The organism is Halovibrio sp. HP20-59 (assembly GCF_033052795.2).
Lineage (GTDB): Bacteria > Pseudomonadota > Gammaproteobacteria > Pseudomonadales > Halomonadaceae > Vreelandella.
The window spans coordinates 59866-84030 of record NZ_JAWJUW020000014.1 but is presented as its reverse complement, the minus strand read 5'-3'; the positions used below and the strand labels follow the sequence as shown (position 1 = coordinate 84030).

General features: G+C 57.4%; 18 protein-coding genes and 1 tRNA gene. 12 read left to right on the top strand and 7 right to left on the bottom strand.

From position 1 onward, the window contains the following. Positions 1-97: 97 nt before the first annotated feature. The 3 genes from RZA33_RS15065 to RZA33_RS15055 form a co-directional block, all read right to left on the bottom strand. Complete coding sequence (locus RZA33_RS15065; protein ID WP_317508527.1) at positions 98-2140, bottom strand: protein-L-isoaspartate(D-aspartate) O-methyltransferase; 2043 nt, start codon at positions 2138-2140, stop codon at positions 98-100. A gap of 202 nt (positions 2141-2342) precedes the next feature. Beyond that, complete coding sequence (locus tag RZA33_RS15060) at positions 2343-4280, bottom strand: alkaline phosphatase family protein (protein ID WP_317508526.1); 1938 nt, start codon at positions 4278-4280, stop codon at positions 2343-2345. A 279-nt stretch (positions 4281-4559) separates the two neighbouring features. Further along, entirely contained in the window at positions 4560-5894 is a 1335-nt protein-coding gene (locus RZA33_RS15055) for a Glu/Leu/Phe/Val dehydrogenase (protein WP_317508525.1), read from the bottom strand. A 125-nt stretch (positions 5895-6019) separates the two neighbouring features. Between RZA33_RS15055 and RZA33_RS15050 the strand changes: the two genes are divergently transcribed. Further along, on the top strand, positions 6020-7063 hold the full coding sequence (locus tag RZA33_RS15050) for a DUF1853 family protein (RefSeq protein ID WP_416337873.1): 1044 nt from the start codon (positions 6020-6022) through the stop codon (positions 7061-7063). Positions 7064-7090: 27 nt separating this feature from the next. Here RZA33_RS15050 and proB read toward each other — a convergent pair whose 3' ends face one another. The 4 genes from proB to rplU all read right to left on the bottom strand — a co-directional run bounded on the left by proB (position 7091) and on the right by rplU (position 10355). Beyond that, positions 7091-8230, bottom strand: coding sequence for a glutamate 5-kinase (proB, locus tag RZA33_RS15045; protein WP_317508524.1), 1140 nt, complete (start codon positions 8228-8230; stop codon positions 7091-7093). A gap of 89 nt (positions 8231-8319) precedes the next feature. After that, positions 8320-9507 carry an Obg family GTPase CgtA gene (cgtA, locus tag RZA33_RS15040; protein WP_317508523.1) on the bottom strand — a complete coding sequence of 396 codons (1188 nt, stop codon included), beginning with the start codon at positions 9505-9507 and terminating at the stop codon, positions 8320-8322. Positions 9508-9755: 248 nt separating this feature from the next. Beyond that, complete coding sequence (gene rpmA / locus RZA33_RS15035; RefSeq protein ID WP_096276340.1) at positions 9756-10013, bottom strand: 50S ribosomal protein L27; 258 nt, start codon at positions 10011-10013, stop codon at positions 9756-9758. A 30-nt stretch (positions 10014-10043) separates the two neighbouring features. Next, positions 10044-10355 carry a 50S ribosomal protein L21 gene (gene rplU, locus RZA33_RS15030; RefSeq protein WP_035562544.1) on the bottom strand — a complete coding sequence of 104 codons (312 nt, stop codon included), beginning with the start codon at positions 10353-10355 and terminating at the stop codon, positions 10044-10046. A gap of 306 nt (positions 10356-10661) precedes the next feature. On the opposite strand from rplU, the gene ispB reads away from it, so the two are divergent. The 11 genes from ispB to RZA33_RS14975 all read left to right on the top strand — a co-directional run bounded on the left by ispB (position 10662) and on the right by RZA33_RS14975 (position 24054). Further along, positions 10662-11666 carry an octaprenyl diphosphate synthase gene (ispB, locus tag RZA33_RS15025; protein WP_317508521.1) on the top strand — a complete coding sequence of 335 codons (1005 nt, stop codon included), beginning with the start codon at positions 10662-10664 and terminating at the stop codon, positions 11664-11666. Between the two features lie 117 nt (positions 11667-11783). Beyond that, a complete protein-coding gene (locus tag RZA33_RS15020; protein ID WP_317508520.1) occupies positions 11784-14351 on the top strand; it encodes a hypothetical protein in 2568 nt (855 codons plus the stop codon). Beyond that, positions 14351-14644 (top strand): J domain-containing protein, encoded by a 294-nt coding sequence (locus RZA33_RS15015; protein WP_317508519.1) that lies wholly within the window; start codon positions 14351-14353, stop codon positions 14642-14644. The genes RZA33_RS15020 and RZA33_RS15015 overlap by 1 nt, the downstream gene beginning before the upstream one ends. Continuing rightward, on the top strand, positions 14644-15300 hold the full coding sequence (locus RZA33_RS15010) for a nucleotide exchange factor GrpE (protein ID WP_317508518.1): 657 nt from the start codon (positions 14644-14646) through the stop codon (positions 15298-15300). Before RZA33_RS15015 ends, RZA33_RS15010 begins: the two co-directional genes overlap by 1 nt. A gap of 12 nt (positions 15301-15312) precedes the next feature. Then, the gene (locus RZA33_RS15005) at positions 15313-17046 is read left to right on the top strand and encodes an Hsp70 family protein (protein ID WP_317508517.1); all 1734 of its coding nucleotides are present in this window, start codon (positions 15313-15315) and stop codon (positions 17044-17046) included. After that, positions 17046-17315 (top strand): hypothetical protein, encoded by a 270-nt coding sequence (locus RZA33_RS15000; RefSeq protein WP_317508516.1) that lies wholly within the window; start codon positions 17046-17048, stop codon positions 17313-17315. Before RZA33_RS15005 ends, RZA33_RS15000 begins: the two co-directional genes overlap by 1 nt. A gap of 69 nt (positions 17316-17384) precedes the next feature. Next, positions 17385-17461 (top strand) — tRNA-Pro (locus RZA33_RS14995). Between the two features lie 107 nt (positions 17462-17568). Further along, positions 17569-19131, top strand: a complete 1563-nt coding sequence (locus RZA33_RS14990; RefSeq protein WP_317508515.1) for a site-specific integrase — start codon at positions 17569-17571, stop codon at positions 19129-19131. A gap of 342 nt (positions 19132-19473) precedes the next feature. Next, positions 19474-21192 (top strand): class I SAM-dependent DNA methyltransferase, encoded by a 1719-nt coding sequence (locus tag RZA33_RS14985; protein ID WP_317508514.1) that lies wholly within the window; start codon positions 19474-19476, stop codon positions 21190-21192. Continuing rightward, positions 21182-22618, top strand: a complete 1437-nt coding sequence (locus RZA33_RS14980) for a restriction endonuclease subunit S (RefSeq protein ID WP_317508513.1) — start codon at positions 21182-21184, stop codon at positions 22616-22618. The genes RZA33_RS14985 and RZA33_RS14980 overlap by 11 nt, the downstream gene beginning before the upstream one ends. Before the next feature lie 131 nt (positions 22619-22749). Beyond that, the gene (locus RZA33_RS14975) at positions 22750-24054 is read left to right on the top strand and encodes a hypothetical protein (RefSeq protein ID WP_317508512.1); all 1305 of its coding nucleotides are present in this window, start codon (positions 22750-22752) and stop codon (positions 24052-24054) included. Positions 24055-24165: the final 111 nt, after the last annotated feature.

Here is a 24165-nt window from a genome sequence, read left to right as displayed (position 1 = left end):
TGCGACTTTTTTATGACGCTATCATGACAATACCTGCATAGACAGGTGCTTATACTCCCCCTCTTAGAAGCAAGGGGGAGATTATTTGACGCTACGTTTATAGACCGAAAGGGTAGGCGTCCGGCACCCCGTCAAGCGTTTTACTCTCCAGTGGGGTCACGGCACGGGTTTGGTCAATCCACACGTACTCGTCAAACTGATCCGCCAAGCGCGCCTTAAAGTAGTGACTCGCCCGCTCGGTTTCGGGGCGGTAAATCACGCCGATGGCCCTCTCTAGATAGGTTTCGTGCATACGTTTATCCAGTTCCCGCGACGCCGGATGACGCAGGGGCAATAGACAGGCAGGCATCCCTGCGTCGTGGAAAAGCCGCTCCCAGCTATCGTGCAGAGAAGGCCTTACCTGCTTGACCTCCATCGGCTCGTCCCAGTTAGAGGCGGCAGCTACCGTGCCACTGTGGGTGCCAAAACCAATCAAGTAGGCATCATCGCCGTAGGCCTCACGACACAGCTGACCCACGTTATGTTGGCCACGCGCACTCATATCGGTGGCGCTGGCATCGCCGATATGGGAGTTGTGTTCCCAGATCACTGCCTTGGTGCTGCGGCTCCCATGGCTAAGCAGGCTATCAAGGGTATCGAACATGTGCTGATCACGCAGGTTCCAGGAATCGCTGTATCCGCTGTACATACTGCGATAGTAACGCTCGGCATTGGCGATAAGTCGCGCGTTGTGTACGGCGTCCATAAAACGCTCTCCATCCTGCTGAGCGTACTCCATACGCTTATTGATCAACGCCACCAAAATGGCCACCACGTCTTCCTCACACTCGCGATAGCGCCCGGCGGCGGCCGCACGGCCATAGGTAGCGGGATCGGATTGCCACGGAGTAAGACAGCCATAGCGTTCCCGGGCTGTCGCTGCCGCCTGAGGATCCACCTCATCAAGGTAATCAAGCACGGCGCTAATTGAGGTAAACAGGCTATAAAGATCCAGGCCGTAAAAAGCAACGCGCTTTTCGGGGTCATGGATGCTCGCGTTATGTTCACGCAGCCAGTCAACAAAGCTGCGCACTTCTTCATTCCGCCACATCCAGGTGGGAAAACGAGCAAAAGCTGTCCACTCCGCTGGCGGCGTTGCCAGGTGGCGCACGTAGTGATCGATTCGGCTGGCATCGGGCCAGTCGGCCTCCACTGCGACAAAGTCGAAGCCCTTCTTCTCAATAAGCGCTCGGGTAATACGGGCACGAAAACGGTAAAACTCAGACGTGCCGTGGGACGCTTCGCCAATCAGCACCACGCGTGAATCGCCGATGCGTTCCAGCAGACGATCAATATTGCCCTCATCAATATCGTCGATGGGATCGGCGGCCTCGGCTATCAACTCACTGGTACGCATCGAGCTCGCCCCGCGAGAAGGACGTTGTGTGACTGCTCTGGCGACAGGGGCACGCTTGTCGGCGTGCTGGCCGTGGCGATCTTCCCAGCCAGCCTCGCCCACCAACGGCACAAAGCGCACCTCGGTCAGGTGCTCTTCGCGAAATTCGTGCTCCGACACCCGGGTCACACGAATCAGCGCTTGCTCAGTTTGGCTGGCGCTGATGGGAATAACCAAGCGTCCGCCAATCGCCAACTGCTGTTTGAGCGACTCAGGCACCTCAGGCCCACCGGCGGCCACGATAATGGCATCATAGGGCGCCTGGGCAGGCCAGCCCAGTGTGCCATCGCCATGCACCACCTCAACATTGTCATAGCCAAGCGAGCCGAGCACCTCGCGAGCACTGTCAGCCAGGGTTTCATAACGCTCAATAGTCACCACATGATCGCCGATTTCGCCCAATACCGCAGCGGCGTAACCTGATCCGGTGCCTACCTCCAGCAGATTCCCTCCCCCAGTGAGCTGCAGCGCGTCCACCATGTAAGCCACGATGTATGGCTGGGAAATGGTTTGCTGCTCGTTAATCGGCAAGGGCGAGTCCTCATAGGCGAACTCACGCATAGAGGGAGAAAGAAAGGCTTCTCGGGGCACCTTCCCCATGGCGTTAAGCACCACCGATGAGGTGATACCTCGTTGGGCGATGTGGCGCGTCACCATCGCCTTACGACGCTGTGTATAAGTGTGCTGTTCGCGCTCCTTTGCCATAGCTTCGCCCTCTTGACACTGCTGAAAAACAAGGGTGTGTTAAACCTGAATGAATTGCCTGCTTTTGATCCTTGCTATTAGCGTAGTACACCCAGGCGGGGCAATTGCAAAACGGAGAGTGCAATCGAAAAGGACGTTAACCGTAAAACAAACTCAAAGCCGTCAAGCGCCAAGAAAGGCCCCCTGAAAGGGGTAAGTGAGCCTAACGCGGCGGTAGGTCGTCAGGCGGAGGAAAGACCACCTCGCTACCGTCGGCGTCGAGCTGGCGGATATCCGTAGGATGGCCTTTTTCATCCAGCGTCACTAAGCCAATGCCGCTGGCGTTCCATAACCGCTCGCCGGCGCTGGCACGGTCAGGGTCGCGGGGGTGAATGCTCAACTGGCGGCGCTTGGTAAACCAGTTTAAGGGCGACCACGGCGCGTAAAGCCAGCGGTTAAGGCGATCAAAGGTATTGAGCAGGTTTTTGGGAAAGGTGTTTTTGATCCCGCTTGAGGTGATCTGCCACAGATGGGGAGAACCACGCTGATGGCGCACCACAATGTCGTAGACAAACGAGTAGTGCACATCTCCGGACAAAATCACATAGTTGCCCGGCGTTTTGGAGTGCCGCCAAATTTGCAGCAGTGTATTAGCAGCGCCGCGGTGCGCCATCCAGTTTTCGGCATCCACCATCAGTGGCTTACCGACCAGGGTAAACAGCTTTTGGATTCCCTCAATCAACTTGACGCCGAACATCGGCGCGGGGGAAATAATCACCGCGCTTTTAGCGCCCAGCAGCGCCTGCTGCATTTCCATCAGCGCTTCCCAATCCATGAGCCCTGAGGGACGTTTTGGGTTGCGTTCGCTGCGCCAACGGCGAGTGCGGGTATCCAGCACGATCAGTGCCGGGGTGCCGGGCACCTGAAACTCCCAACCCTGAAAACGCAGCAGTCGCTCAATCAACCCATCCTGCTCAGCGCAGGCCAGCGGTTGGTCGCCATTACCCAGCAGGGTCGAGGCATGATGGACTAACGCGTTCAATTTATCCGGATCGTTACCCCAGGCTTGGCAGAGCAGATAGGCTACCAAAGCGTTACCAATAATACGCTTAGAGAACGGGTGGCCGTAGGCGGCACGCTCCCAGTCAGCGGTTAGGTTCCAGTCGTCGGTAACGTCGTGGTCATCGAAGATCATCAGGCTGGGCAGGTGCGCCATTACTCGAGCGCATTGGGGCAAGCCTTCAGCGAAAGTATCGATTACCGCCTGCTCCTGACGATAGAGTACGGCATCTTTTTCAGCCAAGGCAGGCGCTTCAGGGGCAATCACTTGCCAGGGCACCGGCGACCACACCAGACAGTACATGGCGAGCATTTCGGACAGCGTCATCAAATGGTTATGGGCGTTCGCCGAGGTAAACACCGGCTTTTTAACACCACCAAAAAAGCGTTCGCGCAGCGCCGCGTTGCTGGTCACATCCGGCAGTAGCGACCCTCGCCGGTAGTAGCTATCCGGGGAGCGGTAGAGTGCCTGGCTATCGTCAACAGTCGCGCCTTCCAGCCACTCATCCACCAGCCCAAGCCGCTCAATCAACGCGTGCACGGCGCGCAGCATCGGCCCAGCTACATCGTCGGCGTACACCTGGTCGCCGGTCATCAGCAGCCAGGCGGGCCATTCGGTGGGCGCTGACTGCTGCTCAGCCAGCCAACTGTCGGCGCGTACCAGGCCATCGGCGCTGTCGTGGTGGGGCTTGCGGCAGGAACCGTGCATTAAACGGTGATGGCGCGATGCAATCACAAAGGCAGGATAAGCAGTGCCATCATAGCAGAGCCAAGGCGCCCACTCGGGCAGCGAGCGCCACTCGCCCTGCGCTGTTTCTACCTGCAGGTCGTACTCAATGCGCTCATCAAAGGGCAGCGCTGACTCAAGCTCACAATTGCCAAGCTCGCAATCGATTAGGTAGATAAAAGCCCGCCGACCGATGGGAATACACTGCTGGTGATGCGCTAAGCCGATTGACTGGCTGTCGGCGTGCCCAGGGCGCAGCACCAAGGTCATGTTCAGTGGCCGAGTGGCGACGAGCCACAGTACCAGCCGTGTAGTGCTGATGCGTCTTAACAGGGGGCCGGCGACTATATCAGGCAACGTATCGGTGCGATTCATTCAGTGCGGTCTCCATTGGTTATGCACGACGATTACGCGCTATCACAGGCAGTGCCACCACTACACTTTCACTCACGACCAAACTGCATACGCACTCATGCGCCGCTCAAGCACGCGCCAGGGCTGAACTCACTGGTAAAAATCTTGCTCTTATCTGGCGATAGCGTTTGCGGTGCTCGTCAGGCATTTAAGTCAGGTTGCTTGACGTCAAGCCGCGCAGCGGACTCCCAATGGGGGAGCCCGCTGCGGTTGAGGCGGTAGGTTAACATGATGAACGTTCTATCGGCTGTCCTGGCAATTGCCCCGCACCGTGATTGCTTCGGCAATTCGCTCAATGCCCTGGCGATAGGCGCTTTGGCGGTAGGTAATGCCCTCGGCTTTTGCGCGCGCTAGCACCTTGCTGGTTTCTTCGCTAAGCAGGGTGTCCAAACGCTCATTAACCTGTACTTCGCTCCATTTCTCACCGGCTCGGTTTTGCAGCCACTCAAAATAGCTAACGATGACCCCGCCCGTGTTGGCAAGTACGTCGGGCAGCACCGGTACGTTGTGCTGGGCAAGGACCTCATCGGCCTCGCTGGTCAGTGGACCATTGGCGATTTCTAAGATGGCGCTGGCGTTTACCTGGCCCACATTGTCGCCATGAATTTGATTTTCCAACGCTGCCAGCGCTAATACATCAACCTTCAACGCTAGCAGCTCGGCACCCGCCATCGCGTCACCCGCATCGCTATCAGTCACTTTCCCGCTGTTTGATTTGGCCTGCTTAACCGCTTCAATATCCAGCCCGTCAGCGTTACAAAGCGCACCGCTAGAATCAGATACCGCCACCACTCGGTAGCCTTGGTCGCTGGCTAAACGGGCAAAATGATAAGCCGCGTTGCCAAATCCCTGCACCGCTACGGTGGTCTTTTCGGGTTTTCGCCCTGCGCGCTCTGCCCACAAATCGAGCACCTGTAGCGCGCCCCGCCCGGTGGCGGCAACCCGCCCTGGCGAGCCGCCTAGGGAAATCGGTTTACCGGTAATCGCCGCGGGCGCTTTAGCGCGGGTGATTTGTTCATATTCATCGATCATCCAGCCCATCACCGTGGCATCGGTATTAACGTCTGGCGCGGGGATGTCGCGGTCGGGGCCCATAATGTCGGCAATGCCGCGAATATAGCCCCGCGCCAGACGCTCGCGCTCAAGCGACGACAGCGCCTTGGCATCCACCTGGACACCGCCTTTACCGCCACCAAAGGGCAAGCCGACAACCGCGCACTTCACGGCCATCCAAAAGCTTAGCGTGGTGACTTCATGCTGATTAACATTGGGATGAAAGCGTACGCCGCCTTTGGCTGGCCCCAGGCTGGTATCGTATTGTACTCGCCATGCAGGAAAGGCTTTTAGGCGCCCATCGTCCATCCGTACGGGAATGCTCACCTGCAGCGAAAGGCTGGGCTGCATCAGCCGCGCTTGGGCGTCAGGGTGAATATCGAGCACTTTGAACACATCTTCAAGCCGCGAACGGGCATCCTCAAACAGCGCCGCGCCGGTTTCCGGTGTCAGCGCCTGCGTTGCCGTTTTTTCTATTGGCTTTTGCGCCACCTGGGGTATCTTCGTTTTGGTATTGCCCATTCAACACGCTCCTTTGCCTTGGCCTAAGCAGGACTTTAAGGCATTAACCTTATAACGTGTGTAAAGCGTAGCAGTTAGCCGCCGACGCAGGGTGGCGACCTTATCAACATGCACAGGAGAAGGCCGTGCCGGATGAAGGCGTGTATGGCGAACGAGAGGCGGAAACACTGGCGACAGCGGGGCTAGGCAATTCAGTACTGCGTGACTTGGCTTGGCTGGCGACAACACCTGACCTGATAACGCTGCCGCCGCCCATTCCTTGTGGCGGGCGCCCCTCGCTTCAAGAATTGGGCTTACAGGGCACGCTATTAACCTGGCTGCGTCAACTTGGCCCACCACCGTTAGCCGCTCTCAACGGCCACCGCAACACGCGTATGGGTCATTACCATGAACGCCTATGGCACACGCTGTTAGACCATGCGCCGAATACGCGGTTATTAGCCAGTAATGTGCGCATTGCGCGCCAACGTAACACCCTGGGCGAGCTGGACATGCTCTATCGTACCCGTTGCAATCCAGCGCCGGTGCATTTGGAAGTGGCGATTAAATTCTACTTGGGGTTGCCCGATGGGCCAGGCACACCGACCAGCCAAAGCCGCTGGATTGGCCCCGGCGGACTGGACAGCCTAGCGATTAAAAGCGCTCACCTGCGCCGCCATCAGCTACCGCTTTCCACCACCGCGCTGGCGATGAAAACGCTGACCCATTGGCTTGCCCCGCGGGATATTGGCACTACTGATGTTAATTTAGCTGATCAGCTAACCCAGCGCCTGGCGATGCCCGGCGTGCTTTACTACCCCTGGCACGCGGTGCTGCCAGCGCCGGAAGGCGCGACGCCAGACCATCGTCGAGGAAGGTGGTGCTATGTCAGCGACTGGCCTGCCCTGGCGTCTTGCTTTTCCGAACGCCCCAGGGTGGCGTGGCTAGCCAAACCCCATTGGTTAGCGCCCCCGCCGCGTGACGCTTTTCGCCCGCTAGCGGAGCAGCTGCCCGCCGTGATAGATAGGGTAAAAACGTGGCAATCAGCGCAACAAATCATGCTGTATTTCGCCGATGAACAAAACGATGCAAAGGGCGGCACACAGAGCTATAAAAAAGGTTATGAACGGCTTTTCTTGGTGCCCGACCAATGGCCACGCCAGGTGCCCCTGCCTCCCATAGAAGGCTAAACAGGGCTCTGTTAACGGCGGCGGTGGTTACACCACGACCAAGTTATCGCGGTGAATCAGTTCGTGGGCTTCCACGTAGCCGAGGATAGCTTCAATCTGGTGGCTAGGCTGACCTGCCAATTGGCGTGCTTCATCGGCGCCGTAATTCACCAAGCCTTTGGCCACGGAAGCGCCCTGCTCATCCACACACACCACCATATCGCCGCGCTTAAAACTGCCCTGGACGTCACGCACACCGACCGCCAACAGGCTAGAGCCTTTATCGCGCAGTACTTTAACCGCGCCAGCATCCAGCACCAGTGTACCGCGCACTTGCAGCTGCCCCGCCAACCAGCGTTTGCGCGCCGCCATGGGCACTTGGTCAGGACGCAGCAGGGTGCCGAGCGCCTCTCCTGACATTATCCGGTTGATGACGTCAGGCTGACGGCCGCTAGCAATCACCGTGACCGCCCCAGAACGCGCCGCCAACTGTGCCGCGCGGACCTTAGTGGTCATACCGCCCCGCCCCAGTGCTCCACCACTGCCTGCGACAGCGACAAAGCGCGGGTCGTCGGCGCGCCCTTCGGCAATCATCTGCGCATTGGGGTTGTGCCTTGGGTCGGCGTCAAACAGGCCTTCCTGGTCGGTCAAAAGTAGCAGCGCGTCCGCTTCCAATAGGTTAGCAACCAGCGCGCCCAGGGTGTCGTTGTCGCCAAAGCGAATCTCATCGGTGACCACGGTATCGTTTTCATTGATCACCGGTACCACGCGCATCTCTACCAGCGTGCGTAGTGCAGAGAGGGCATTGAGGTAGCGCTTGCGATTGGAAAGGTCGTCATGGGTCAGCAAAACCTGGGCGGTGAGCATATCGTGGCGGGCAAAGTGCTGCTCGTAGCACTGGGTCAGGCCATTTTGGCCTACCGCCGCAGCCGCCTGCAGTTCATGCACGGCGCTGGGGCGCACCTGCCAGCCAAGGCGCACCATGCCAGCCGCCACGGCGCCGGATGAAACCAGCACTACCTCAATCCCTTGCTGGTGCAAGGCGGCGATTTGGTCCACCCAGCGGCCAATGGCAGCTTCGTCCAGACCGCGGCCATCGTTAGTGAGTAGCGCACTACCAATCTTCACCACGACCCGCCGCGCACGGCTGAGCGCGTTGCGCCCTAGGATTTGCTCGTTACTTTCCATGCGACCCACCTCAATCAGACGCCCATAAAAGGGGCCGCGCGAACGCAGCCCCTTTTTAGCTTACTACTGAATGCACCCACTCAATACCACTAAGGGGCGTATTCAACTTCAACGTCGTAATCATCGTCGTCGAAGTCTTCGTCATCTTCATCGTCACGCTTACGCCGACGGCCCAGGCGCGCTTCAGTACGCGCGACCGACTCTTCTTCCATGCGGCGGCGCATTTCTTCTTCGCGGGCCAACGCCTCTTCATCTTCATGCTCGAGACGACGCTGCTCGGTTAACCAGCGGTAAGCCGCCTGCACCAGCTTGTCGGTGCCGTCGCTGCTGATCGCCGAAATACGGAACACCGGGCCTTCCCAGTTCAGCGCCTGAATAATCTTCTGGGCGCGCTCTTCACGCTCATCTTCCGGCAGAAGGTCAAACTTGTTCAGCACCAGCCAGCGCGGGCGCTCGGAAAGCGCCGGCGAGAACTGCCCTAACTCGTGAACAATCGCCTTGGCCGCTTCAACCGGGTCGGACTCATCAAACGGCGCAACATCCACCACGTGGAACAATAATCGCGTGCGGGTTAGGTGCTTCAAAAAGCGCAGCCCTAAACCGGCGCCATCAGAAGCGCCTTCGATCAACCCCGGCACGTCAGCCATCACGAAGTGCTCGTGCATACCCAGCTTTACCACGCCCAGGTTGGGCACTAAGGTCGTAAACGGGTAGTTGGCAACTTTAGGCTTGGCGGCAGACACCGAGCGAATCAGCGTTGATTTACCCGCGTTGGGCATACCCAGCAGGCCAACATCAGCCATGACCTTCATTTCCAAACGCAGGTTGCGGCGGTCGCCTTCGGTGCCGGTCGTGGTACGACGCGGCGCACGGTTGGTGGAAGACTTAAAATGGATATTACCCAAGCCCCGCCGACCACCTTGGCCTACCAGCACCACCTGACCGATCTCGGTGACATCGGCAATGACTTCCAAGGTATCTTCATCGATCACCGTGGTGCCCACCGGCACTTTAACGTGCAGATCGTCACCCGCTTTACCGCTCATTTGACGGCCCATGCCACCCTGGCCGTTTTGAGCTTTATAGAAGCGCTGGAACTTGAAATCGATCAGCGTGTTAAGCGCATCATCACCGATTAAGTAAACGCTACCCCCATGACCGCCATCGCCCCCATCGGGACCGCCTTTGGGCACGTATTTTTCGCGGCGAAAGCTCAGACAGCCATTGCCGCCATTGCCTGCCTCAACAATAATCGAGGCTTCATCGAGGAACTGCATTGGATTCTCCCGGCCGCTTCCGCCGCCCTAAATATGCAACACTTTTGCTACTATCGCCTTTGCTCACTATCGTAGTGAAAAACCTAAATAATCAAAAACCATAGCAGGAAAAGAGATTTGACCGACAAAAAAGCCCCGCCATAGCGGGGCTTTTCTTCTCATAGCTTGTCGCAATGTTTGCTTGCGATTGTTTTGCAACAATCATCTTGCGACGACGAGCTTGCAGCTACGAGTGCAGCGTTAGCCGTTTAGGCAGATACGATGCTAACGAACTTGCGGTTTTTCGGACCTTTGGTCTCAAACTTCACAAAACCATCGCTCAGCGCGAACAGTGTGTGGTCACGGCCTAAACCTACGCCAGTGCCCGCATGGAAGCGCGTGCCACGCTGACGTACGATGATGTTACCCGCCGTTGCCGATTGGCCACCGAAGAGTTTCACACCTAAGCGTTTGGACTCGGAATCGCGACCGTTACGCGTGGAGCCGGCTGCCTTTTTATGTGCCATTGCAAAATCCTCCTTAAGGGAATTGACCGCTTACGCAGAAATTCCGGTAATTTTGACTTCAGTGAACCACTGGCGGTGGCCCTGACGCTTCATGCTGTGCTTACGACGACGGAACTTGATGATAGTCACTTTATCGCCACGGCCGTGGGAAACCACTTCGGCAGAGACTTTAGCACCACTAAGCATCGGCGCACCGATGTTGAAGTCATCGCCGTCTGCAACCATCAGCACTTCGTCAAACTCGATCGTTTCGCCGGTGGCGACTTCGATTTTCTCAAGCTTGAGCGTTTGACCTTCTTGAACGCGGTACTGTTTGCCACCGCTTTTAATAACTGCGTACATGTCGCTCTCCGGACTTGTCGTTAATGCCGCTTTCGGCAGCGCTCATCGCCTTACGCTCTTATCGACCTGCTGCGAGTGGCGCCCCTTTTGGCAGCCATCTGACAGGGAGCATGATGAGTGGGCCGCGGATTATAACGACAATCGTCTTGTACCACAAGACTACAAGCATTTACCAATGACAGCTATCTGACACCGACAGCGTGGTAACCGCAGCACGTATCTTGACGCCTAACAGACAGCCCCATAGCATGACATCAACTATAAGGCGGCTCTTACCGCCTCCATCTGCCGCGATGAACGGATTCCATGACCGCCAACGTCTTCTCAACCCAGCCTGACAGCCCAACGCCCTCACCGCTGCACGCCGTGGTGGCCGATGACTTCGCCGCCGTCAACCGGACAATTGTCGAGCAGCTTAACTCTAAAGTGCCGTTGGTCGAAACCATTGGCCAGTACATTACCGACAGTGGCGGCAAGCGCCTGCGGCCTTTATTAGCCCTTTTAGCAGCCCGCTCCCTTCACTACACCGGCGACAAACATATACCGCTGGCAACGCTGATTGAGTTTATGCACACCTCCACGCTGCTGCACGATGACGTGGTGGATGAGTCGCACATGCGCCGGGGTAAAAAAACCGCTAACGACGCCTGGGGCAATGCGCCTTCGGTGCTAGTTGGCGACTTTCTTTACGCTCGCTCGTTTCAGATGATGGTTGACGTGGGTTCCATGCGCATTATGGCCATCCTTTCCAGCGCCACCTGCACCATCGCCGAAGGTGAAGTCCAGCAGTTGACCAATATCGGCAATCCCAGCATCTCGGAAGCGGACTACTTCGAGACAATCCTGGGCAAAACCGCCAAGCTGTTTGAAGCCGCCTCCCATAGTGGCGCGGTGCTAGCGGATGCAACGCCTGAACAAGAGCACGCGTTACAGTATTACGGCCGTTACCTCGGCTTAGCGTTTCAGTTGATCGACGACCTGCTCGACTACCAAGGCGACGCCAATGCCATGGGCAAAAATGTGGGCGACGATTTAGCCGAAGGCAAGCCGACGCTGCCGCTAATCTATGCAATGGAACAAGGCACGCCGGAACAGGCCAAGCTGATTCGCCAAGTAATTCGCGATGGCGGGCTTGAACAACTCGACGCCGTGCTGGAAATTATTTACGCCACCGGTGCGCTTGACTACACCCGCCAGCGCGCCGAAGAGATGGCCGATAAAGCGCTCTTGCAGCTTGAGCAGCTACCTGAAAGCCCCTACCGCGACAGCATGGCGCAATTAGCCCGCTTAGCGGTTGACAGACAAACATAAAAATTGCTTGATTAAACCAATGGGCAATATCTAGAACAGCTCAGGTGCCCAAAGCGCAAACTTTAACGCGTTCAGGCATCTAACTGAATATCGTTAATCAATCGCCACGGTCAGAGCATGTCCAAGAAACGGAACAAGCGTTCAGCGCGCAATAAAACGTCTCCCGCCGCTCTCTCGCCTGCTGAGCTGGAAAGCGCTGCCCAGGAAGCGATGCAGCGCAGCCGTTTTCGCGACGCCATTGGCCACTTCAAGGCGCTGATGAAAAAGGCACCGCAGGCAAAGTGGCGCGAGGGTCTTGCGCAGGCCTACGCTGGCCGGGCAGACGCGCTCGCCGAGAAAGGCATGCTCAAGGAAGCGCTGGTGATGTGGGAAAATCGTCACCAACTGGGCGCCGACGCCCCACTACACCCGGCACACACAGCGCTGCTGCTGCGGCTGGGTCACATCCAAGAGGCCGTCGATCTCTACAACCGGGCATCCGACAGCCTGCCGCCAAAGGCATTGGCGGGGGTGCGCAACCAGTTGGCGGCCTACTGTCTATGCATGGACACCCAGATCGTTGCAGGCTTGCCGCCAGAGGATCCGGTGGTGATTCACAGCAACGCGGCGCGAACGGCCTTGGCGGCCTATTGCGATGGCGATGACGAGACCCTGGAGCAAGCCCTGGCGGCCATTCCGTTCCGCTCGCCCTACCGCGACGGCGTCCACATCCTCAAGGCTTTGCAGTGCTTGCACAACCATTCGACCCAGGCGTCCGCCCTGCTGGCCAAAGTGTCTTCTGAATCAGCCTTTGCACCGCTGCGCCAGGCTGCCGAGCTGGCGCTGGCTCCAGAACACGAGCTGGCTCCCCGCCTAGCCGACGTCGACAAGGCCACGCGGGACCTCGCGCTGCCCTTACGCGGCTGGGATTCCCAGCGGCTGGCGCTGTTCGAAGAGGCACGCAAGTTGGGCGACGCGCCCTCCTCCAAAGTGCTACTGCATTTTATGTACCGTCACCGCAACCGACTGGGCGACGACTGGGTGCGCGGACGAGGGCGGCGCCTGCTGATCGACGAGGCACCACGGAGCCTAGACTGGCCGTTGGAAGCGGGGGATAGACCGCTGTCGGAAATAGACGTGGCGCAGATCAATGCCTGGCAGCTTGAACGTTACCATGGCGACGATTGGGGCACCTTTGATTCCTGGGAACGTCTCGCTCAGCTGCTGGAAATACCCGCCCCTCCAACGCCCGGCAGCGACCAGGCACTACGCATTGCCCTGGTGCTGCGCCGCTTCGATCAACACGCCGACATTCTGGCGCACGCCCGGCCACCTTCACCGACCGATAGCCTGGATCACGAAGTGGCCGAGCTGGTGGAAAAAAGCCTCGATCTGGATCCGGAGGAACCCCAGGCTTATCTTCGCCTGATTGGCTACTACCTGAGCGGCAAGCAGCTTAAAGACGCGCGGCGCCTGCTGGACCCCGCGCTGAAACGCTGGCCCCAGAATATCGCGATCTTGACGGCCGCCCTGGACACCGCTGTGGCGGGGGGCGCCTTCAAGAAAGCGGCCGGCTTTGCTCGCCGCATCCTCGCCATTGACCCGATCAACAAGACAGCCCGGGAACGCCTGGTCAAGGCCCACCTCGCCCATGCGCGCAAGCAACTGCGCAGTCAACGCCCGGATCTGGCCCGCCAGGAACTCGAACAGGCGCATAGCTGGGATTCAACCAATCGTTTCCGCGCCCAGCTGGATAGCGTCGATGCTCTGATTATCTACACCAACGATGCCCAAGCAGGCGTTTCGGCCTTAAAGGCCCTTAACCAGCGTCTTGGTGACAGTCTCAACAGCCGACTGACCGTTGCCCTGGAAGCCGCGGCGATGGGCATAAAGCCCCAGGCGCTATTCACCGATCTGGGCCTTGCCAAGCCCAAAGCCCGGGATCCGGACGACCTAAAGGCCTTTCTGGCCCAGCTAAGCGAGCGCCAGGACAGCGGGGACAAGCTGACGCCCGAGGTCAAGCGCTACTTCGAGAAGGCGTTGAAGGCTGCGGCGCGCTTGTTGCTGTCGTTCCAGGCCATGGAAAATGCCTGCGAGACCCTGCGTCGCTGTCGCTGGGACACGCCCCGGCAAGCCTTCGCCCAAGCGGCGCTCAAGCAATGGAAAAACGCCCCGGCATTCGCCTTTCATGCCTTCGAGTCAAAACATAAAGAGGCCCCGTGGAAAGCCAGTGAGGCGGAGATCCGGCGTCTGGAGCGAGCGCTGGACAAGGCCGACGAACAGGGCGACATGCGCAATACCCAGCGCATCATAGAGCTGCTCGACAGGCTGTTCCCCACCCCTTTCAGAGGCTCGCCTGTTCCGCCGACGCCCCCCTTCCCAGAGGAGGGAGAAGCACTCAACGCCTCGGTCTTGCCTATGCTTATCTCCATAGTGGGGCTGGACAAGGCCCTCGATATGATCGGGGCAGACAATGAGATGAAGCGTGAGCTCAAGCGGGTCGAGCGAAAACTGGGACGCCAGGGCATGCTTGAAGTGCTCAACGACATCATGAGCGACGAACCCGATGATGATCCTCCTCCCCCGTTGCCGAGGCCTAAACGACAATCGGCGCCCAAACGCCGGGCGAGGCGTAAGCGGGTTACCGGGGATGATGACACGGCCGCAGACGCTGATAATCCTTTTAATCAACCGGATCTGTTTTAATGAGCGACCCTTATCTGACGCTGGGGGTAACGCCAACGGCCACCGATGCCGATATTGAGGCGGCCTATCGCGCAGGCGTCAAGCGTTACCCTCCAGAGCACCACCCACAGCGGTTCGAAGCCCTACGCAGCGCCTATGAAACCTTGCGCACCCGTCACGACCGCCTCAGCTACGAACTGTTCGACACCACACCACCCACCCTGGGCGATATCCTCGACAAGGCCGCCCCTGTGGGCAAACCGCGCCGCCCTGGCCCAAGCCAGTTCGCCGCCCTGCTGCGGGGAGGATCGTGATGGACAGCGGCACCAAGGAACAGCTCGTGGAGCGCTTTCGCGCCTATTTAGACACCCGTGACACCCAACCCGCAGAGACTGCCGAACGCGAGGAAACCGACTCGCCGGATCTGTATACGCTGCTGGCCGAGCAGGCTGCGCTCAAAAACGAGGTAAAGCTCGAATCGCGACAAATCAAGGTCGCTCTCGACCAATTCCGGGATCTCTTCGACACTTTGCGCCAGACCAATACCCGCCTCGGCGAGGAACTCGAGCGCCAGCAACAAGAAACCCAACGACAGCAACGCGAGACCGAGCGCGACTTGTTGCTCGAACTCTTAGAACTGCGCGATCGCTTGCAGGCCGGCCGTGACCAAGCTCGCCGCTATCGGCCGGGGTTTCTCGCCCGCCGTGGCGGCGCGGGCACCTTCGTGGCGGGCATGGCCGACGGATCCGCCATGAACCTGGCGCGTCTGGATGACATCCTCATCCGGCGCGGCGTTTCCCCGCTATCCAGCGTGGGCCACCCCTTCGACCCGCACACCATGCATGCAAGCGACGTGGTTCGAGAGGCTGGTCAGGAAGAGGGCGAGGTGGTCAGCGAGCTCCGCACCGGTTACTTACAACACGACCATCTGCTACGTTCGGCTGAGGTTATCGTCAACAGATTAAAGTGAGGGAGTAGACCCTTGAGCGACAACATCATCGGTATCGACCTGGGCACCACCAACTCGGAAGTGGCTATCGTCCAAGATGGCAAGGTGCAGATCATCGCCGTGGAAGGCGACCGGCTGCTGCCGTCGGTGGTCGGCCTGACCAGCGACGGCACCTTGCTGGTGGGCCAGGTTGCGCGCAACCAGCATGCGCTCTACCCGGAACGCACCGTGCGCTCCATCAAGCGCCGCATGGGCGACGGTCAGAAGGTCGCCATGGGAGACAAGCACTACACGCCCCAGGAAATTTCCGCCCTTATTCTGCGCCGCCTCAAGCGTGCAGCCGAAGAGCACCTGGGCGAAGCCGTCAGCAAGGCGGTGATCACCGTACCGGCCTATTTTTCCGACGCCCAGCGGCAAGCTACCCGGGATGCGGGCGAGCTAGCCGACTTGGAGGTGGTACGCATTATCAACGAACCCACCGCCGCCGCCCTGGCCTACGAAGCGGGCCACGGCGAGGACAAGACCCTGCTGGTCTACGACCTGGGGGGCGGCACGTTCGACGTCTCGGTGGTGCGGCTAAGCCAAGAGGTTACCGAGGTGCTGGCCAGTCACGGCAACAACCACCTCGGCGGCGACGACTTCGATACCTGCATCGTCGAGTCGCTGGTGGCGCAGTTAATCTCACAGCACGGGACTGACCCAAGCCACGACCGCGCCGCCATGGCACGTCTGGGACGCGCCGCCGAAACGGCCAAGATTGCGCTCAGCGATGCGCCCTACGCCCGCATCGAAGAAGAGTATTTGCTTGAGCGCGATGGCCACCCTGTCCATCTATCCGTGGAGCTTGACCGCCACGACTACGAGGCGATGATCACCCCCTTTATCGACGAAACCCTTGAGGCCTTGCATATCGCCCTGGATGGCGCCAACCTCACCGTGGCCGATGTGGATGAAGTGCTGCTGGTAGGCGGCGCAACCCGCACGCCAGCGATTCAGCAGCGGCTTGAAGAGGTGCTAGGCATTGCCCCGCGCAGTGACGTGGATCCCGACCTATGCGTCGCCAGCGGGGCGGCGATCCAGGCCGCCGTCATCGCCGGCCACCCGGTAACGGCTAGCGTACTGGTGGACATCACGCCCTACACCTTCGGCACCAGCGCCTTGTCGGATCGCTTCGGCGAACCCTACCCCTACACATTCATCCCGCTGATCCGCAAGAACACACCCATTCCAGTCACCAAGAGCGAGACCTTCTACACCGTCATGGACGGCCAGACCACCATTGACGTCCAGGTCTATCAGGGCGAGGATCCCGATGCCCTCAACAACACCGAGATCGGCTCCTTCCGTATCGAAGGGCTCAGTGACGTGCCCGCCGGCAACGTGATCATCACGACCTTCTCGCTGGATCTGAACGGCATCCTGCAAGTCTCCTCCAAGGAGAAAAGTACCGGCCTGGAAAAGCGCATCACCATCGACAACGCTACCGCCCGCTTCGAGCAGGAGGAGCTTAGCGATGCACGGCAGCGGCTATCCTCCTTCATTGAGGGCGAGGCCGTCCCGGCGCAATCGGCACACCGCGGAGCGACCCAAGCCCAGGCTCTGATAGAGAAGGCCGAGCGGCTAATGGAAGACGCCACGCCGGAGGACAAGGAAGACCTGGTGGACAATATCGAAAGCGTCCGGGACGCCCTGGAAAGCGACGATGCTAACGCCCTGACCCTGGCCACCGACGAGCTCGCTGACCTGATCTTCTACCTGGAGTCGTGATGGAACGCTGCCCCCACTGTCGTGCTCGCTACCAGGGTGGCGAGCAGTGCCGCCGCTGCGGCATGGAACTAACCCGCCTGCTTGAGACCGAGCAGGCCGCCCAACGCCTTCAGATAGAGGCACTCGGCCACCTGAAGGCCGGGGCGGTGCCCGACGCCATCGCGGCTCTCAAGCAGTCCCAAGCCCTCTACCGCGATCCCTTTGTGGCGCTGCTGCTCGACTTCGCCCAATCGCAGGCTACAACGCTAGAAAATGCCGCTAGAGCTTGAAAAAACCCACACGGCTAAGTATCATCCACCTCCGTTGTTGGGCACAGATAAACACAGCCCGGCAACCTTCGGAATATAGCTCAGCTTGGTAGAGCGCTGCCTTCGGGAGGCAGAGGTCGTAGGTTCGAATCCTGCTATTCCGACCACTTTTCCCCGTATTTTCCCGCAATTCAGTAGCTTGCTGAACCCAGCTCGGCAGTATACTTACTTCGTGCAGCCTGTGGTACACGTTTTTGGTACACAGGTGGTACACATGCCCCCTCGCTATCTCGTCAAGCGCAACGACATCTATTACTTCAGAATTCGTGTGCCGCAGGACCTTTCCGCCTTTTTTCAGCAGCGTGAGATCAAGGTCTCTACCAAAACCAAAGATCCTTTGCTCGCTACGTCACGTGCCAGTATGATCGCCGCTTTTGTTTTCCTTCATCTGCATCAGCTGCGACAAGGGGCGCATAATGTGAACAGTCACGATAAAGATTTTGAAGACCGTGGGCGGCGGGGTTACACCAGCATCAAGATGGGTGACTACGAATTCACCAGCGACTTTGGCGACGACTCCGCAAAAGAGATGGAGCAGATCAAGCAGACCTTAGCACTACTCCAGCAGTCAGGACTGCTTAATAGCGCCACGCAGACCCCGTCGTTAGACACGGCTGATGTAGGCATTGCAACCGCATTCAGCTCACTCGGGTCAGGAAACTCCAACAGCGAGAAACTCATCTCCACCCTCTTTGATGAATACTTCTCTTACTGCACGGATAAGCGCAACCGTGGCTGGAGCGACGCGACGATTGCGGACTACCAAGACACGAAAGGCCTCTACATCGAGTACCTCGGCGTTGATAAGCCGCTACAGCAGATCACGCTAACAGAGCACACCAGCTTTCGTGATGCACTGATGAAGCTTCCCTCCAACCGGTCGAAAAAAGTCGATTTTAAGGGCAGGAGCGTTGCGCAGTTGCTGGGAATGAACGTGCCTAAAGAGCACCTCATGAGCCGGACGACCATCAATAACCACTTGACACGCCTGAACTCTTTCTATCGGTGGCTAAGCAACAAGCAGCTCACCAGCCTACCTAACCTCGACAAGCTGGGCGATAAGTCCGGTAAAAAGGCCAGCGAACTCCGTGCCGTGTTTAACAAAGCCGACTTGCACCGGATCTTCAGCGACGAAAAATTTACGCAGCACAACCACAAGCATGATTATTACTTCTGGATTCCCCTGCTTGCTCTCTATACCGGCTGCCGCCTACGCGAGCTATGTCAGCTAGCGCCGGAAGACGTCAAGATGGACGATGAAACCGATATCCTCTATCTGGACATCAACGACGAAACCTCCAGCGCTATGAAACAGCTCGGCTTCAAGAAGTCGCTGAAGACGACCACCAGTCGGCGCCATGTGCCCATTCACCCTCATTTGCTGCAGCTCGGTTTCCGTAATTTTGTCAACGAGGCGATTGAAAGCGGCAAAGCCACGTTATTCACCCTCAAACCGGGGACGGATGGCGATGCAGGTGTCTACGTCTCCAAGTGGTTCCAACGCTTCAGAAAACAGATCCGCTTGGAATCAACCGGCGCCAAGAAGGATTTTCATAGCTTCCGTCACACGTTTATCAATGCTCTAGAGGAGTGTGATGTCCATCCTGACGTCAATCGTGACATCGTCGGTCACAGTCATGAAGACACAAATCGTAGCACTTACAGGAAATCGGCTGCGCTAAGAAAGCTCTATCACGCCATCTGTAAAATTGACTTCGGCGACGCTCTTAGCCGTGTGAAACACTATGAGAAAGTGGCGGTGTGGAAACACGATTGACGCATGATGGAGCACGTGGTGCTCCGCTTCGGCCCTCGCTCTACTATGGGGGGCCGAAAGCTACCGACACTCCCACCCCTAACACCGCAGCGTCTCCTACCTCTCCCCCCACCCTCCTAAGACCGCTTTCAGGCTAACTGTGCAATGGCAGCCTTATACCCCCTTCTCCGCTCACAGCGCCTTTTTACCCCCTTCTCACGCGCGCTTGCTCAGAATTTGCACCTCCCACTTATACCCCATATAACCTGCGACGTATTTCCTATTGGGTCTAATCAGCGCTACCCTGCTGCACGACAGCTAAGCACTGCGCAATGTGCGCAAGCAATAGGATTAGAGGGCGGTATGAACACCACGGAACAGCAATTTCTTAAGGAGCTGGATGACAAGCTCTGGAAGGCGGCGGACAAGCTCAGAGCCAATCTCGACGCGGCTAACTACAAGCACGTGGTACTGGGGCTGATCTTCCTGAAGTACGTCTCTGACGCCTTTGAGGAACGACAGCGTGAGCTACGCGAGCTGTTTCAGCAGGACAACGACGACAATATCTATTACCTGCCGCGTGAAGATTTTAACAGCGACGGCGAGTACCAACAGGCGCTGGAAGAAGAGCTTGAGGTTCTTGACTACTACCGCGAAGCCAACGTGTTCTGGGTGCCCAAGGAAGCTCGCTGGAACACGATCAAATCGAAGGTGGCGCTGCCTACCGGCTCCTTGCTGTGGCAGGACGCCAACGGCAATGACGTGAAGCTGCGCTCGGTGTCGTGGTTGATCGACAATGCGCTTGAGGCAATCGAGAGTTCCAACCCCAAGCTCAAAGGCATCTTGAACAGCATCAGCCGTTTTCAGGTCGAGGATGACAAGCTGATCGGTCTGATCAACTCGTTCTCCAACACCTCGTTCTCCACGCCTGAGTATGAGGGGCAAAAGCTCAGCCTGCAGAGCAAGGACATTCTTGGCCACGTCTACGAGTACTTCCTCGGGCAGTTCGCCTTGGCCGAAGGCAAACAGGGTGGGCAGTATTACACTCCGAAAAGCATAGTCTCGCTGATCGTGGAAATGCTGGAACCCTACAGCGGGCGAGTGTATGACCCGGCCATGGGCTCCGGGGGGTTTTTCGTATCCAATGACAAGTTCATTGAGGAGCATGCCAAGGAATGGCACTACGACGCTGCTGAGCAGCGCAAGCACATCTCGGTTTACGGGCAGGAGTCAAACCCCACCACGTGGCGTTTGGCGGCCATGAACATGGCCATTCGAGGGCTCGACTTCAACTTCGGCAACAAGAACGCTGATACCTTCCTCAACGACCAGCATCCCGACCTGCGCGCTGACTTTGTGATGGCCAACCCGCCGTTCAACATGAAGGACTGGTGGAGCGAATCGCTCGCTGACGATGCGCGCTGGAAGTACGGCACGCCACCTAAAGGCAACGCCAACTTCGCGTGGCTGCAGCACATGCTGTACCACCTTCGCCCAGCGGGCAGCATGGCACTGCTGCTCGCCAACGGCTCCATGAGCTCTAACACCAACAACGAAGGCGAAATTCGCAAGCGGCTGGTGGAAGAGGATCTGGTGGAGTGCATGGTTGCGCTACCGGGCCAGCTATTTACCAACACGCAAATCCCCGCGTGCATCTGGTTCCTGACCAAGGACAAGACCGGCGGGCTATCGCCCAACGGCGTGAAAAAGCGCTCGCGCAAGGGCGAAATACTGTTTATCGACGCTCGCCAACTGGGCTACATGAAGGATCGCGTACTGCGTGACTTCACCGCTGACGACATCGCTAAGATCGCGGACACCTTCCACGTATGGCAGCGCGAGGAAAACTACGAAGATGTCGCCGGGTTCTGTAAGTCCGCTACTCTCGCTGACCTCCAGAAGCACGACTTCGTGCTGACACCGGGGCGCTACGTGGGTGCGGAAGACGTGGAAGACGACGGAGTACCCTTCGCCGAAAAAATGGCAAGCCTGACCGAGCAGCTTCGTGGGCAGTTTGACGAGAGCGACCGGCTGGAAACGGAGATTAAGCGCAACCTTGGGGGGCTGGGGTATGAGCTCTAATCCTTTCCCTGATCACTGGCAAATCATGCCGTTAACTGAGGCAGTTGATGCCCTCATTGATTACCGTGGTAAGACGCCTAAAAAGACAGATGGTGGAATCCCTTTAGTTACCGCGAAAATAGTCAAAGGTGGCACCTTGTTACCTGCGGCCGAGTATATAGCGGAGGATGATTACGAATCATGGATGGTTCGTGGCTTACCTGAAGCCGGAGACATTGTTGTAACCACTGAAGCTCCACTTGGGGAAGTTGCCCAGTTGACAGATGCTAATGTTGCGCTTGCACAGAGAATCGTCACTCTTAGAGGAGCCAGAGGCTTGCTGCTCAATGACTACCTGCGATATGTGATGCAAGGTAGTTATGTTCAAGGACAGCTGGAATCGAGATCATCCGGCTCTACCGTTAAGGGAATCAAGCAGAGCGAATTACGGAAGGTACTGCTACCTATTCCTCCCCTGCAAGAGCAAGGTGTCATAGCCTCGGTATTGAAATCCGTCGACGATAAAATCCAGCTCAACCACCGCATCAACCACACCCTCGAACAGATGGCTCAAGCCCTCTTCAAAAGCTGGTTCGTCGACTTCGAGCCGGTGAAGGCCAAGGTCGCAGCGTTGGAAGCGGGTGGCAGCGATGAGGACGCGCTACTTGCCGCCATGGAGGCGGTGTCGGGCAAAACGGCGGATCAGCTGGACGCGTTGAGCGACGAGCAGCCTGAGCATTATGCCGAGCTGCGTGATACCGCCGAGCTTTTCCCCTCAGCGAAGCAGGACAGCGAGCTGGGCGAGATACCGGAGGGGTGGGAAGTCAGCCAGATTGGCGATGAGGTAACGGTTGTTGGCGGCGGCACTCCATCAACCAAAAAGCCTGAGTTTTGGGAGGGTGGCCACATTCATTGGACTACCCCCAAAGACCTGTCGAACTTGCCCAACAAGGTGCTGATTGATACCGAACGCAAGATTACCTCGGTAGGACTCGCCAAAATTAGTTCAGGGCTGTTACCGGTCGGTACCGTACTGATGTCCTCTCGTGCCCCTGTCGGCTATTTGGCACTGGCAAAAACGCCTTTAGCGGTTAATCAAGGCTACATTGCCATGAAGTGCGAGCATCGCCTATCACCGGAGTTTGTTATTCAGTGGTGCGCCGCTTTCATGCCTGAGATCAAAGGCATGGCTAGTGGCACCACGTTCGCGGAAATCAGCAAGAAAAATTTTAAAGTCATTCCGCTGTTAGTGCCTTCCGCTGATGTGGTCAAAGCCTACTCCCAGCATGTCGTACCGTTCTATTCAGCGATAGAGTCCAACGTTCGCGGGTCCCGCGCACTCAGCGAGCTGCGCGACACCTTGCTTCCCAAGCTACTTTCCGGCGAGCTGACGCTGCCAGACGTCAACGAGACGCAAGCCGAACCACGGGGCGTGGCTCATGTATAAAATCGACCCCGCCCAAAACCGCATCGCACCGCTGGAAGCCAAGCGCTTCGGCGAGCTGGGCTTTACCGACCTCGAACATGAGTTGGCAGTAACAGTAAATACCTGACTGATAATTTCCAAAAGAGGGTTTCATGCACGAGGATTTTCACTGCGATAATGCACAGCGTTTCAAGGAACAATTGGACAGCTTCTATTGGAGGAGTTGTGACTACTCGCCTCTGCATGCAGCGGCTGCATCAGGAAACCTTGAGGCTTTGGATACAGCCATACGCTACTGCAAAGAGCATGGTTACAGTATCAGTCAACATTTTGAGTGGCTGGAGCACGGGGGCCATGTAGGCGCAACTGGAAGCGCTTTAACAGAGGCCCTGCTGAATGGAAACCTGAGTGGTGCTGAGCGGCTGGTTGATGAAGGGGCAACCATTGACGCAGAGGCTATGCAGCTACATGGCATTGATTATCCAGAACATATGCATGAGAGCCATTACATCACGCCGCTTGAGCTTGCTTTCCTGCAAGATAAAGCGCTCTTTCAGAAAATGTTGTCCACTACCCGTACAGTAGACACCGTCAGTAACGATGACAGCTGCCTTTTTTCACGTGCAGTGGATAGCATGAATATCGAGCTGCTGACAGCTATCCATCGAGAATTTCCCTTGCCTGCGCATGAGTGTTACCACCGTGGTTCTGGGTTTCGCGGGCCAATCACCAACTGTGCGGCACTTAACGTACTTTTTGCGCCAAAAAAACAGCGTGAAAAGCGTTTAGCTTTTTTGCAGCAAGTCGCTCAGATGGCCAAATTCCTGATCGAGCCAGACCTTGATGATGGGGATGAGTTTCAGATTCACCAGTTGCTGCTGGGAATCAATGACTCAAAACTGCTAGCTTCATGCGACCTCCAGCACATGGTGGATCGTCGGGAAGTAGAACAAACAAACGAAGCACGGCAGGTATTGGAAGAAGCGCGCTGTCGCGGGATACGTAATATCACCGATTTTTATTGGGGCATTAGGCTTGCAACGGAGCTGCTCCATGAAATGGATTTGCCCTTCCTTGTGATGGATGATCCGCGCATTGGTATGATTGCTGAAGCCAAAAACCCGTCCCAAGACGATACGCTGGGACTTTATAAAGCCCTCGATTCATTGTGCAACTCTCAAACATTGGATGAAGCATATGCTGTAGCGCCTGTGCTGATGGATGCTTGCGAATTAGCAAAGAAGACAATGGATGAATTGCGCAGCTGTGGCTCAACTGAATCCGATTTTATAAACGAGTTGCTGTCGGCTGTTATTGCAACGCTTGATCGTCTGATAACGCCTTCTAGTTTACAGCATCAGGATATTTACATTGAGGGGCCCGCTCTTGTTAATGATTTTGAGTTTTTTGTAGCGATGGCGCGTCATCGCTATACGTCTTCATGCCGTGCTCATTAAAGCCAGCGTACAAGTATCACTGGGATGCAAAGAACGCTAAGGGGCAAAAACAAGAACCGGCGCGTACACAGGAGACTGTGAAGAGGCGCCGGGCATATTGCCGCCTAATAT